The following is a 13,622-nucleotide window of genomic DNA, read 5'->3' as shown; positions in this document are numbered from 1 at the left end:
CATCAAAAAACTGTATGATTAACATGTACAGTTTTTTGATGGTATAGCTGTGCAATGTTTAAAAATTTCACATACCGTATTTTAAAAATAAATATAGGAAAAACAAAAAGTAATGTAGAATATATCGTACATACATATATACAGTTAACATAAAAGATAAAGAGGTGGGTATATGTTACTTGAGGAAGTAATGCAGCAACTAGAGGAATATGGAACAGAACAAAATCGAAAAACGTATAAAAACCACGGAGCGAAAGAGCCGTTATTTGGAGTTAGTTTTGCGAATTTAAAATTGTTAAAAAAGAAGATAAAAAAAGATCACGATTTAGCAGTTGAATTGTGGGAAACGAAAAATATGGACGCAATGACATTAGCAACTTATATTTTAGACCCGAAAAAAATAACGACAGAACAGCTTAATAGTTGGATTCAGGATGTTGATTATTACTGTTTAATGGATGTTCTGATGACATCTATATGTACTTCGCCAATTGCAATAGAAAGAATGGAAGAGTGGATAAAGTCTAATGATGAATGGATTGGAAGAGCTGGCTGGTCTTTATTAGCAAATATAGCGATTAAAAATAAAACGTTACATGATGATTTCTTCTCTCCGTACTTAGAAGAGATTAAAGAAAATATACATAATGAAAAAAATAGAAAAAAAGAAGCGATGAATAGTGCTTTAATCGCAATAGGAATTCGTAATGAAGACTTAGAGCGACAAGCGATTGAAATTGCAAGTGAAATTGGAAAAATAGAGGTTGATCATGGTGCAACATCATGTAAAACACCAGATGCAGAAAGCTATATAAAAAAAGCGAGAGAAAGAGCTGAAAAAAAGAAAGTGAAATAAGAAAAGAGGATCGGTTATGAAACCAATTGAAGCAGCACAAAACATAATTACATTACAATTTCCGAATTGTGATGTAGCTTTACTCGGCGGAAGCGTTGCACGAGGAGAAGCGACGAAAACATCTGACCTTGACATTGTAATAGTCGATCAAAGTTTAACTTCTTGCTATAGAGAATCTTTCTATAGTAATGGATGGCCTGTTGAGGTGTTTGTTCATAATTTCGAAACATATAAAACCTTTTTCAAAATGGATTGTGATCGAGGGAGGCCGTCGTTACCACAATTAGTTTCAGAAGGGATTGCCTTAAAAGGGGAACAGGAAATTGTTGAGAAATTAAAAAAAGAAGCGAATGATTTACTACATAAAGGACCAGCTAAATGGACCGAAGAAACGATTAAGCAGAAGCGATATTTTATTACGGATACTTTAGATGACTTTATTGGTGCAACAAAAAGAGAAGAAGAATTGTTTATCGCTAATTTATTAGCCGATTTAGTACATGAATATGTATTAAGAGTAAATGGTAAGTGGCTTGGGAGTTCAAAATGGTTTATTAGAGTGCTAAAAAGATATGATGAGCAATATGCAAACAAATTTGTAGCCGCTTTTGATCATTTTTATAAAACGGGAGGGAAAAATGAATTAATTCATTTTATAGAAAAGACGTTAGAACAGTATGGTGGAAGAGTGTTCGAAGGATTTTCTATTGGTAAATAAAGAGAGGAGAAAAAAATGGATGTACCATATGTTCAATTAAGAGAATTGACACTAGATGATGTAGAAGATCGCTATCAATGGTCATTAGATAGAGATGTAACAAAGCATTTAGTTTTACCAGATCAATATCCTCCGTTCACTCGTGGAGATACGAGAAACTGGATTGAAGCTTGTATAAGCCGAAAAAATGGTTATGAACAAAGGGCAATCGTTACTGAGACAGGTATACATATTGGATGGGTAGACCTTAAAAATTTTGATAAAACAAATAAAAATGCTGAACTAGGAATTGCGATTGGAAATAAAGACTATTGGGGTAAAGGATTTGGAATGGCAGCTCTAAACAGCATGTTACAAATAGGTTTTTCTCAGTTTGAATTGGAGAAAATTTGGTTACGTGTAGATGAAGATAATACAAAAGCTAAAAAGAGTTATGAAAGTGCCGGATTTGTATGCGAAGGGTTAATGAGAAATGATCGATTGAGACAGGGAAAGTTCATTCATCGCTATCGTTACAGTATATTAAAAGAAGAGTATGAATCAAAAATTAATAACCTATAAAAATATTATGTAAATTAAAAAGGGGAAAATAAAATGATTCGATTACTTACAAAAGCGGATGCAAAAAAATATTGGGAGTTGCGTTTACAAGCACTACAAGTAAATCCAGAAGCATTTATAACGACTTATGAAGAAGCAGTACGTCAAGAAAACCCTCTTGAACGAGTTGCTAGTAATCTTTCATCCAACAGTAGTTTTACATTTGGTGCTTTTAATAATGAAAATCGTTTAGTTGGGGTTGTTACTTTATTAACAGAAGAAAAAGACGCATATAAGCATAAAGGACATATCGTTGCAATGTATGTAGATACTGAAAATCGAAGAAGTGGTCTTGCACGTGATTTAATACGTAAAGCAATTGAAAGGGCAAAAGAGATGAAGCTAGAGCAATTGAATTTAGGGGTTGTGTCAACGAACGAACCAGCCAAACGATTATATGAATCAATGGGATTTAAAACATACGGAATTGAAAAAAGGGCTATAAAAATGAATGGTGTGTATAGTGATGATGAACATATGGTGTTGTTCTTTTAAGAGAGGAAGTTTTGTATGAAAGATCTCCATTTAGAAAGAAAAATGGACCCTCAAGTAGCGATTTTGTATGCGACGGTTGCTGATACGTTTAATAGATTGCAAAGGTTAGTCGAAGGTACTGAAGAGAACGAACTATCCTATAAAGGGTCTGAAAATAATGAAAATAGTATTGGGCAGTTACTTCAGCATTTAGCAGTTGTTGATTTACATTGGGTGTATCGTTTCAAGGGAGAAGATGTTCCGCCAGCATTTGAAAATAAATATGGTCCTATATTAAATGAAGTAGGAGAATTACCAAGTTTAAGAAAAAACACATTGCAAGAGTTAATGCAAGATTATGAAGCAGTGCAAAAATTGTTTTATGAAGAATGTATGAAACTAACAGAAACTGATTTAACGCGGGAAGTTTTGTATGAAAAAGGCGAAACTGCGACAATAAGATGGGGAATATGGCATATAGCAGATCATAATCGGTATCATCAAGCTCATATAAGTCGATTGAGGAAATTATACAGAGAATATAAACTACATATTCTTTAATTTTTGAATGAACGAACGCCCCTAAATAATAATTAAAGGAGGCGTTTGTTTTTATTCGTTCGCTTTTCTTCCCAAGCTATCATTAAATTTTTATGATAATCTTTTGGTTTCTCAATAGAAAACCAGTAAATTGAATGTGCAATAGTTGGTAGCCATCTTTTATAGCGGATGCGTATATTTTCATGGTGAGTATAGTGGGTCGAGATTAAAGTAGATTTTGACCCTTGAAAATTTTGATATGTAATGGCTTCGATTTCATACCAATGCACTTTATTCCCATGTAAATCTACTACAATTCCTTCATCATCCTAAAGTGAAATGTAAGTTTGAATGTAGATTTTTCATCGCGTATACTAAAATATAGGTCATAGAGATAAAAAATTAAATACAAGGGGTTTTACAATGAAAGCAATTGTTATAGGAATACTGGCATCATTTTTCTTTGCCTTTACTTTTGTTTTGAACAGGGCAATGGACTTAGAAGGTGGAAGCTGGATTTGGAGTGCATCATTACGGTATTATTTTATGGTTCCAATGCTATTACTTATTGTTATGTATAGAGGGAACTTAAAGCAACTCTTTCAATATATGAAAAACAATCCGATAGAATGGTTAGTGTGGAGTATCGTTGGATTTGGTCTCTTTTATGCACCGCTTAGTTTTGCTGGAGCGTTCGGACCAGGTTGGCTCGTTGCATCAACATGGCAAATTACAATCGTTGCAGGGATTTTGTTAACACCATTTTTTGCGGTGGATCCACTACATAAAAAACTTCCGATGAAGGAATTAGTAATGTCGGGCATTATTTTATTTGGTGTCGTTCTCATGCAAGTAGAACATGCTTCTTCATTAGGTATTCGTGAAACCGTTTTATGTGTAGTTCCTGTACTTATTGCAGCATTTGCGTATCCTCTTGGAAATAGAAAAATGATGCAAGTTTGTAAAGGGGAATTAGATGTATTTCAGCGAGTACTCGGTATGACATTAGCAAGTTTACCATTTTGGTTTTTATTATCTGGTTACGAAGTATCAACAGGCGGATTACCGTCAAGTAGCCAAGTTTTTCAATGTTTTATTGTAGCAGTTAGCTCTGGGTTAATCGCGACAGTATTATTTTTCTTTGCAACAGATCTTGTGAAAGATGATCCGCAAAAATTAGCAACAGTGGAAGCGACGCAGTCTGGTGAAGTTTTATTTGCGCTAGTAGGAGAGTTGATCTGGTTATCTGCACCAATCCCATCATCATTATCTTGGATTGGTATGAGTCTCGTTATTATTGGAATGATACTTCATAGTTATGTGGCTGTCGTTGTAAAAAAAGAAGAAAAAATAACGGCGTAATGAGATTAGCTCTTTTTATTAAGAGCTAGTCTTTTTTCATAGAAAGGGATGAAAGTATGAATTTACAGTGTGTTAAACAAATTGAGAAAGATTCAATATTAAATGTGCTACAATATGCCGTCGGTCCAAATGAAATAAGCTTAAAGAAGGCAGTAATATTTTATCAAAGTAATAAAGGGACTTTGTACAAATATGAAGAAAAAGCTTGTCTAGGTATTGAAATAATCGGAGAAACTAAAGCACGCATATGTCATATAGCAGTGGCTCCAGATTATCGTCAAAAAGGAATTGCACTGCAAATGATTAAAGAAGTGGTAAGGATATATCAATTGACTTATATAGAAGCGGAGACAGACGATGGGGCGGTAGAATTTTATAAAAGAATTGGTTTTCAAGTTAAAAGTTTAGGAGAAAAATATCCAGGGATAGAATGACTTCATTGTTACATGGAAAAATAGTATAAAATATGCATATGGAGTATAGTTAGAAAAAATAGGATTTACATTTTTCTTCATTTCAAAAAAACTCTCGCTCATCATTATCTACGATTTTAATAGAGTTTTGAGGCTTCAGTATAATAATATACATATTTTTGTAGTAATGAATATGATTAAGTTAAAAATTAAGAAAAATATGATAATATATTTATATAAAAGTTTAAATTTACGTGGCTAGTGGGGGAACCAATATGAAAATGAATGAAATAGTAGCAAGTACACAATTTCCAAATACAATCGAAACAATAACAAAAGATTTAAAAGCATTAGGAGTCGAAAAAGGAATGACAATTATCGTTCATTCATCACTAAGTTCTATCGGGTGGATATCTGGTGGTGCCGTTGCTGTAGTAGAAGCATTAATGAAAGTTGTTACGGAAGAAGGAACGATAATAATGCCAACGCAATCTTCGGATTTGTCCGATCCGAAACATTGGTCAAGACCACCTGTACCGGAAGACTGGTGGCAAATTATCCGAGATAACGTCCCAGCATTTGATTCACGTATAACCCCAACAAGGGGAATGGGTGAAATAGTTGAATGTTTTCGTACATATCCGAATGTAGTACGTAGTAATCATCCGTTAGGAAGTTTTGCTGCATGGGGAAAACATGCAGTAGAAATAACAATGAACCATTCGTTATCAATGAGCTTTGGAGAAGAATCTCCATTAAGAAAAATATATGATTTAGACGGGTACGTATTATTAATTGGTGTTGGATATGATTCCAATACGTCTGTTCATTTATCCGAGGTGCGTTCTGGTGCATGTGAGTTAATACAAGTAGGAGCACCTATTATAGAAAACGGTGAAAGAGTGTGGAAAGAGTTTGTTGAAATGGATTACGAATCTGAGAAGTTTGTAGAAATTGGTGTGGAGTTTGAGCGGAAAGGAACTGTAAAAAATGGGAAGATAGGAAATGCAACGTGTCGTCTAATGAAACAGCGTGATATAGTTGACTTTGGAACAGAATGGTTTCGTAAGAAAAATTAGTAAGGGATGGTTACAATGAAGGGGAAAAAGGTATTAATTACGAGCGGTGGTTGTCTAGAAAAATGGGATCAAGTACGCGGGCATACGAATATGGCCAAAGGTACAATCGGAAGGATAATCGCAGAAGAACTTCTAGCTAAAGGGGCACATGTTATATATTTACACGGTTATTTTGCGGAGAAACCGAGTGATGTACATAGAGGGTTAGAATTACATCCATTTGAAGGAATCGTTGATTTACAAGATAAAATGAAAAGTATCATATCACATGAAAAGGTTGATGCAGTCATTATGGCAGCGGCTGGATCAGATTGGATTGTAGAGAAAATTTGTGATCAAGATGGTAATGTTCTTAATATGAACGGAAAAATTTCAAGTGATATAGCACCGATTATTCACTTTCAAAAGGCTCCAAAGGTATTAAAACAAATAAAAGAATGGGACCCAGAAACAGTACTTGTTGGTTTTAAACTTGAAAGTGATTTAAATGAAGAAGAACTGTTTGAAAGAGCAAAAAATAGAATGAAAGAAGCAAGGGCGAATGTAATGATTGCGAATTCACCACATTCTTTATATTCGCGCGGGGCTGTGCATTATGTAATTGGACAGGATGGTAAAGGGAAGTTGTGTAATGGGAAAGATGAAACAGCGAAAGAAATTGTCAAAAGCTTAGAGGTATTATGTAATCGTGTCACTGCTTTTTAAAATTAAGTTTTTAGATGAGAATGAATCCGCATAGTAATAAGTAAGCGAAACTTTAATTGGTGGGAATTTTACTTTTACACGAATGTGAAGCGTATACCAATCAAGAGCTATACACAGAATAATTGGTGAGGAGTGGATTCTATGGAACATTTATTAAAGCAAGCTATTAAACTTAGAAATGAAAAGAAATATGCGCAGTCTAAAGAGATGCTTATAGGATTAACAAACTTTACAAAGGATGCAGAAGTACTGTATCAGTGTGCGTGGATACATGATGTAATGGGGCTAGAAACAGAAGCAGTTCCGTATTATGAGCAGGCAATCGCAAATGGACTTGATGGCGAATCGCTTTGCGGTGCTTATATTGGTTTAGGAAGTACATATCGTTGTATAGGGGAATATGAAAAGGCAATTACAGTATTAGAAGCTGGGGTGAAAAAATTTCCAGAGAACGCTCCGATGAAAGTATTTTTATCATTAGCAAAATATAACGTAAACGATCACGAATCAGCGATGAAATTATTACTTGAAACTGTCGTGAAAGTAGAGGAAGTAAAAGAATTTGAACGTGCCATTTCATTTTATAAAGACCATTTAAATGAGGTTTTTAAATAAAGGAGTGAACGTATGAATACACTATCACGAAGGCGAAAAGGTATTTGGATTGGACTCGTCTCTTTAATTATGCTATCAAACTATTTATTGTATGCCCTTCCAATTGTACCAGTTGCGCCGAAAGAAGTTGTGCTTGGGTCATTATTAGATTGCATGTTTGTCATTCCAATCATCACGTATTTCTTCATTATTCGAAAAAGATACTCGTTAACATATATAGTTCCTGTTGTAATAGCTGGTTATATTTTTGCAAGATTTATTATTCCAAGTGATTATTTACAAGCTTTTTCATTCATCTCTTATATTATTGTTGCGGCTGAAATTGCATTTGTAGGTCTAGAATTATTCCTTCTCTATAAAATTGTTAGAGTGCTTCCTAAAATAATAAAAAAATATAAAGAATATAGAAGAGAAAATTATTCCTTTTCTTATGCAATTGATGCAGCGTTTGACGCTACTATGAAAAGAGGTAAGTTAATAGATGTCATTCTAACAGAGTGTAAGTTAATCTATTATGCGTTTTTATCGTGGCGTGAAAAAGTACCAACAGGTAAATCTGTATACTCATATCATAAAAAGACTGGTGCTATAGGTGTGTATATCATGATTATTCATGCAACAGCAATTGAAAGCATTGGTTTTCATTATTTACTACATCAGTGGAATCCAGTAATAGCATGGATTTTACTTATTTTAAATGTATACGCGATGATTTATTTTATAGCTGAAATACAAGCGATGCGCAAAAATCCACTTGTCGTAACAGAAGAACAAGTAATCATTCAAATCGGATTAGGAAAGAAAATTGTTATGCCATTTACACAAATTGATAATATTGCGTTCTACAAGGGTGAATTGCTAACGGCAAAAGAAGGGAGACAGGTATTGGATGCAACTGTTATGGAGTTCATAAAAGAACCTGCTACTTTTGAAATAACATTAAAAGAGTCAGTGAAAGCGCAGTTGTTATACGGCTTTTCTAAAACAGTAAGTCGTGTTTACTTAAATGTTGATGAAGAACGAAAATTTTATGATGCGGTTAAGGAAAAGTTAAAACATGAGTAATAGTACTGTTAGTTGCATGAAAACAAATGAGTTTCCGTTAGAAGTGAAAAAATATGAAACATGGATAGTGAAAAACTCTTTCTAAATAAGAAGGAGTTTTTATTATGTACTTGTATAAATCATTATATAAAAAACTATACACTTCTTTATCACTACATAAATAGATATAATTGAGGATAGAACTAGCATAAGGGGAAACAAAATAATGAATAAGTTACTTACATCGAAAATTGAAATTATAGAAAGAAAAATCCGGTATAACTCAACAATAGTAGATCACAATTGCTTATTACTTGAAAAGCAATCACAAAGTATCGTTTTATTTCACGAGGTGCAGTATTCATTTACAATGACTGCAAATGATACTAAGTTAACAATCCCAAAAGGGAGTTATACAATCGCATATTACTGGAGAGATCGTCCGTACAATTTATACGTATGGAGAGATATAAAAGGAAAGTATTTAGGTTCCTATTTTAATATCGTAAAAAACACACAAATAAAAGATGAAGTGGTTTCCTTTGAAGATTTAATCATCGATATTATGGTACTTCCAAATGGAGAATATTTCATATTGGATGAGGATGAATTACCAGAACCATTAGGAAATTTCGAAGGTGGTTATGTGAAGAAAGCTCTTTATGAATTAAAAGAAATCATTCAAAAAGAGCTTCCACCAATAGTTTTGGAGACAGCCAGGGTGCGGAGGAAATAAAATTTAATTACATAAATATTTTGAATGGAAATGAGTAGTCTCAAGTTATATGATCTAACTTTTTTGATCAATCTAAGGTTAGTAGCATATCTCTTGAGATTACTCTTTTTTTGTAGAAATTTCGTCGCTTAGTTATTAAATCGATTTTAAATTTATGAAATAATATTGACTGAATCAAGTTCAGTCGTTTATGATTGAATCAGATTCAGTCGTGGTGAAAACATTGTAGGAGATGACGTATGAAAAGAATATCAAAAGAACCAGATGTAAGACGCCAAGAGTTAATGGATATTGGTTTTGAACTATATATGAAAAATGGTATGAAAGGATTTGGCATAAAAGATGTTGTGAATCATGCAGGTGTAGCAACGGGCTTATTTTATTATTACTTCAAGTCTAAAGAGAATTTTGTTGATGAAGTTTTAAATGACTGTATTGTGAAAAATATGGAGTTAATTGAAGAAATACTTGTTTCAAATGAACGGTCTGTCATGCAAAAGATGAAAGATTCACTAGATATATTTTGGACATTTATTGAAAAGTTAGCACCCTATAAAAATGTGAGTTCGTTTCAGACGGAACAACATTTTCAACTGGAACAGAAATTATTCGCACGTATGCAACCGTTAATTAGACAAGTAATTGAAGAGGGAGTAAACATAGGGGTTTTTTATACTGATAACTCATTATTAGCTTCTGGGTTTATTCTATACGGTCTTAGCAGTATTGCTCATTCAGAAGTAAAGTTGAATCTAGATACAAAACATGAAATGGTTAATTTAGTATTAACTACACTACGATACAATCAAAAGGAAGGAGAAAGTTTATGAAAATTATTATCGATGGAAATAATATCTCACAAGAGCAACTTATAAAATGGAAAAGAGAACGGATAAAAAAAGTATTATATATATTAGGACATAAAGAGCCTGAAATAAATGATACAGACGTCATGATAAAACAGCTAACGGAAATAAAGTTGCGATATACATACAATGAAATGTACGAAAAGTTGAAATCAAAACTTAGATTAAGTGCAATAGGTATGCGTATCTGTACTCTTTTATCTGGCGATAGACGAAAATTTTCAAAAACTAGTATTTATTTAGATGGGATTACAGCAGAAGAAGCCATACATGGAATTGATAGTTTGATGCTTGAACAATCACGTGAAAATAACAAAGTGAATTTATCTGCTTGTCCTGATCACTATGTACTAAGACCCTTTGGGGAAAATGAATTAGAGGTTATCGAAACTACTGGTAATTCTCCGTTTCCAGTTCAATTTTTCATTGTTTTTGGTGACGAAACCGGATTGAAAACACCGAGAGATAAATCTTATCAATACCAATCAACAGGTGTTGCACGTATGAAAGATGGTACTACTATTGGTGGAGTTCGACATCAATTTAAAGATACTGATACAGGGATAGAAGTAAGTCTAGTTGTTGAGTTCCCAGCCCTTTGTCCTAATAGTCTAATTAAATCCCATCAAATGCATTTAGCGTGTGAGTTTTCTTATTGGTTACAGTGGATTAAAGATCAGAAAAAATAGTAAGTAAACGTCGTTTAAATAAACAAAAGTAAAATGTTCAAACAAATCATATGTATGTTTTAATAAAACCCAGTTGACTTATTGGAAATATTTGTATAATATGTACTTAATTCCATAACGTATTGCTGATTGGAGAAACCAAAGGCATTTTATCAACAGATAAAATGCCTTTGGTTTTTTTATTGCACAAATACTGAATCTGTTCATTTATATGAATCATTTTAAGGGGGGGAAGAAATGACTGTTTCAATTGATGGGGTATCAAAATATTTTTTGAAACAAACTGGTACGGTTCAAGTGCTAGAGAATATTAATTTTCAATTAGAGGAAGGGGATTTTGTTACAGTAATTGGTCCGAGTGGGTGCGGAAAAAGTACATTACTAAAAATTGTTGCAGGTCTAGATAATGATTTTGAAGGTGAAGTTGTTATTGACGGGGAGCCTATCTTAAAAACGAGCAAGAAACAAGGTTTTATTTTTCAAGAACATAGGCTTTTTCCATGGTTAACAGTTGAAGAAAATATAGCGGCAGATTTGTCGTTAAAAGATAAGTATGTGAAAGATAAGGTGAGAGAATGGGTTGAAATCGTTCGGTTAGATGGCTTTGAAAAATCGTATCCGAAAGAAATTTCAGGCGGGATGTCACAACGTGTTGCGATAGCGAGAGCGTTATTAAGAGATCCAAATGTATTATTACTTGATGAACCTTTTGGAGCGCTGGATGCTTTTACTCGAAGTCATTTACAAGAAGTATTGCTAAATATTTGGGAGCAGAAGAAAACAACAATGATATTCGTTACACATGATATAGACGAAGCGATATATCTTTCAAACCGAATCATCATTATGAGTGCAAAACCAGGGAAAATACATAAAGTGATTGAAAATAATTTGCCTTATCCGCGAAATAAAACTTCTCAATCGTTCCAACAACTTCGAACGAAAGTATTACAGCAGTTTGAATATGGAGGGTTGATTCAAACAAGTATATAGGAAAAGAGTGATTTTATATGTATAAAAAATTTAAAATTCTTTCTTTTGCTTTAGCTATATCAGTATGTTTATTAGGATGTGAAAAAAGTACAGCAAGTAGTAAGAAAGAAGATGTAACAATACAAATTGGTATACAGCAAGGGTTAAGCCCGCTATTACTAGCAAAGAAAAAGGGGTGGTTTGAAGAGGAGTTTAAAAAAGAAGGAGTTAAAGTGAAATGGACAGAGTTCCAAAGTGGACCTCCTTATTTTGAAGCAATCGCATCAAACCGATTAGACTTTGGTGAAGTAGGGAATTCTCCAGTCATTTCAGCGCAAGCAGCAGGTATTGGATTTACCGAAATCGCCAATACAAGTTATGCGAGAAAAGGAACTGGAATTCTCGTTCAAAAAGATAGCAAGATTGCGAGTGTAAAAGAGTTAAAAGGTAAAAAAATTGCAGTAGCAAAAGGAAGTAGTGCCTTTAATTTATTGTATCGAGCACTTGATAAAGAAGGGATTGATGCAAAAGAGGTAAATGTCATTCAATTACAACCAGATGAAGCGCAGCCTGCATTTGAATCAGGATCAGTAGATGCATGGGCGATTTGGGACCCTTTCATATCATTACATACGTTAAATAAAGGTGCGAAGGTGATTGCAGACGGTGAAACATTAAATGTCTCTTCACCAGAATTTTTAATTACGAGAACAAAATTTGCGAAAGAACATCCAGAATTAGTTGAGAAATTCCTCAAAGTTTATGAGAAAGCACGTGTATGGCAAGATGCTAACTTAGATGAAGCAATAAAAGTATATACTTCTGTAAAAAAGATAGATGCGGAGATCGTAAAAGAAGTGTTTAATCACGACAAACCAATTTTAGTTCCGGTAACGAAGGAAATAATAGCAGAACAACAAAAGACAGCGGATTTTCAATATAAGCTCGGTTCTATAAAGAAAGAAACTAAGGCGGAAAAAGTTGTAGATAATTCTTTCGTAGAAAAAGCATTGAAAGCGAAGTGAAAAGAGGTTTTGTAAAGTGGAAAATACGAAAGCTGTTATGAAACCAGCGAGTATAACGATTGAGAAAAACAGAGTTAAGAATGTGCGAAAGTTAAATGTAAAAGTTTTAGTAAGGGCAATTACTATACCGGTTATTATATTAATAATTTGGCAGTTAGCTGGCGTATTCGGCCTTGTTTCTAAAACAGTTTTACCAACACCATTAGATATTTTTTTAGCTTTCCAAGAGCTTATTAAAACAGGAGAGTTATTCGGCCATTTAAGTATTAGTGTATTCAGGGCTGCGGCTGGTTTCTTTATTGGTGGGGGCTTAGGAATCATTTTAGGAACGATTGTTGGATTTTCAACGAGAAGTGAGCAATATTTAGATCCATCTGTGCAAATGTTAAGAACTGTACCTCATCTAGCTGTTGCGCCACTTTTCGTATTATGGTTCGGTTTTGGTGAAACATCGAAAGTGTTATTAATTGCAGATGGTGCATTTTTTCCTTTATACGTAAACGCATTTTTAGGTATTAGAGGTGTGGATTCAAAGTTATTTGATGTAGCGAGAGTGTTAGAGTTTAGCAAAAGAAAACTAATTACGAAACTCATTTTACCATCTGCATTGCCTAACCTTTTACTAGGAGCAAGGTTATCGTTAGGTGTTGCATGGGTGAGTTTAGTAGTAGCAGAACTTATGGGATCTACAGAAGGTATTGGTTATATGATTATGGATGCAAGGCAATTTTCAAATACAGATATCGTATTTGTCGGCATAATTATCTTTGCATTTGTTGGGAAGTTTTCTGACTCTCTAGTACGTTTACTAGAAGCGAAGTTTTTAAGATGGCGAGATAATTTTAAAGGTGAGACTGGGAATTAACATATAAATTATTAGGGGTAATTTATATAGAATGTGTTAGTATACGATTCAAAATAAATAAGG

General features: G+C 33.6%; 17 protein-coding genes. All 17 read left to right on the top strand.

Annotated features, from left to right (window positions below; all coding sequences use genetic code 11):
- Positions 1 to 172: 172 nt before the first annotated feature.
- The 17 genes from ACUN13_RS16765 to ACUN13_RS16685 all read left to right on the top strand — a co-directional run bounded on the left by ACUN13_RS16765 (position 173) and on the right by ACUN13_RS16685 (position 13,559).
- Positions 173 to 856 carry a DNA alkylation repair protein gene (locus ACUN13_RS16765; protein ID WP_000923448.1) on the top strand — a complete coding sequence of 228 codons (684 nt, stop codon included), beginning with the start codon at positions 173 to 175 and terminating at the stop codon, positions 854 to 856.
- A gap of 16 nt (positions 857 to 872) precedes the next feature.
- Complete coding sequence (locus ACUN13_RS16760) at positions 873 to 1,574, top strand: nucleotidyltransferase domain-containing protein (RefSeq protein WP_000802424.1); 702 nt, start codon at positions 873 to 875, stop codon at positions 1,572 to 1,574.
- A 15-nt stretch (positions 1,575 to 1,589) separates the two neighbouring features.
- Positions 1,590 to 2,135, top strand: a complete 546-nt coding sequence (locus tag ACUN13_RS16755) for a GNAT family N-acetyltransferase (RefSeq protein ID WP_409532138.1) — start codon at positions 1,590 to 1,592, stop codon at positions 2,133 to 2,135.
- A gap of 33 nt (positions 2,136 to 2,168) precedes the next feature.
- Positions 2,169 to 2,669 (top strand): GNAT family N-acetyltransferase, encoded by a 501-nt coding sequence (locus ACUN13_RS16750; protein WP_000620314.1) that lies wholly within the window; start codon positions 2,169 to 2,171, stop codon positions 2,667 to 2,669.
- Between the two features lie 15 nt (positions 2,670 to 2,684).
- Positions 2,685 to 3,209, top strand: a complete 525-nt coding sequence (locus ACUN13_RS16745) for a DinB family protein (protein WP_088345552.1) — start codon at positions 2,685 to 2,687, stop codon at positions 3,207 to 3,209.
- 402 nt (positions 3,210 to 3,611) lie between these two features.
- A complete protein-coding gene (locus ACUN13_RS16740; RefSeq protein ID WP_409532137.1) occupies positions 3,612 to 4,550 on the top strand; it encodes a DMT family transporter in 939 nt (312 codons plus the stop codon).
- 56 nt (positions 4,551 to 4,606) lie between these two features.
- Positions 4,607 to 4,984 carry a GNAT family N-acetyltransferase gene (locus ACUN13_RS16735; protein ID WP_409532135.1) on the top strand — a complete coding sequence of 126 codons (378 nt, stop codon included), beginning with the start codon at positions 4,607 to 4,609 and terminating at the stop codon, positions 4,982 to 4,984.
- A gap of 254 nt (positions 4,985 to 5,238) precedes the next feature.
- The gene (locus ACUN13_RS16730; RefSeq protein ID WP_000783346.1) at positions 5,239 to 6,042 is read left to right on the top strand and encodes an aminoglycoside N(3)-acetyltransferase; all 804 of its coding nucleotides are present in this window, start codon (positions 5,239 to 5,241) and stop codon (positions 6,040 to 6,042) included.
- 15 nt (positions 6,043 to 6,057) lie between these two features.
- Entirely contained in the window at positions 6,058 to 6,747 is a 690-nt protein-coding gene (locus tag ACUN13_RS16725) for a phosphopantothenoylcysteine decarboxylase domain-containing protein (protein ID WP_000676726.1), read from the top strand.
- 141 nt (positions 6,748 to 6,888) lie between these two features.
- The gene (locus ACUN13_RS16720; RefSeq protein WP_000400636.1) at positions 6,889 to 7,362 is read left to right on the top strand and encodes a tetratricopeptide repeat protein; all 474 of its coding nucleotides are present in this window, start codon (positions 6,889 to 6,891) and stop codon (positions 7,360 to 7,362) included.
- 12 nt (positions 7,363 to 7,374) lie between these two features.
- Positions 7,375 to 8,427: a hypothetical protein gene (locus tag ACUN13_RS16715; RefSeq protein WP_445423882.1), complete on the top strand. Its 1,053-nt coding sequence runs from the start codon at positions 7,375 to 7,377 to the stop codon at positions 8,425 to 8,427.
- A 205-nt stretch (positions 8,428 to 8,632) separates the two neighbouring features.
- A complete protein-coding gene (locus ACUN13_RS16710) occupies positions 8,633 to 9,142 on the top strand; it encodes a DUF402 domain-containing protein (protein ID WP_001037883.1) in 510 nt (169 codons plus the stop codon).
- A gap of 239 nt (positions 9,143 to 9,381) precedes the next feature.
- Positions 9,382 to 9,972 carry a TetR/AcrR family transcriptional regulator gene (locus tag ACUN13_RS16705; protein ID WP_000822621.1) on the top strand — a complete coding sequence of 197 codons (591 nt, stop codon included), beginning with the start codon at positions 9,382 to 9,384 and terminating at the stop codon, positions 9,970 to 9,972.
- On the top strand, positions 9,969 to 10,697 hold the full coding sequence (locus tag ACUN13_RS16700) for a hypothetical protein (protein WP_000691330.1): 729 nt from the start codon (positions 9,969 to 9,971) through the stop codon (positions 10,695 to 10,697). Before ACUN13_RS16705 ends, ACUN13_RS16700 begins: the two co-directional genes overlap by 4 nt.
- Before the next feature lie 237 nt (positions 10,698 to 10,934).
- Complete coding sequence (locus ACUN13_RS16695; protein ID WP_000218576.1) at positions 10,935 to 11,690, top strand: ABC transporter ATP-binding protein; 756 nt, start codon at positions 10,935 to 10,937, stop codon at positions 11,688 to 11,690.
- A gap of 17 nt (positions 11,691 to 11,707) precedes the next feature.
- Positions 11,708 to 12,694 carry an aliphatic sulfonate ABC transporter substrate-binding protein gene (locus ACUN13_RS16690; protein WP_060852027.1) on the top strand — a complete coding sequence of 329 codons (987 nt, stop codon included), beginning with the start codon at positions 11,708 to 11,710 and terminating at the stop codon, positions 12,692 to 12,694.
- Positions 12,695 to 12,710: 16 nt separating this feature from the next.
- A complete protein-coding gene (locus ACUN13_RS16685; protein ID WP_000432128.1) occupies positions 12,711 to 13,559 on the top strand; it encodes an ABC transporter permease in 849 nt (282 codons plus the stop codon).
- The last annotated feature ends 63 nt before the right edge of the window (positions 13,560 to 13,622 follow it).

It is taken from the genome of Bacillus cereus group sp. Bce041 (genome assembly GCF_052646455.1).
This window is presented reverse-complemented; position numbering and strand designations above follow the sequence as displayed.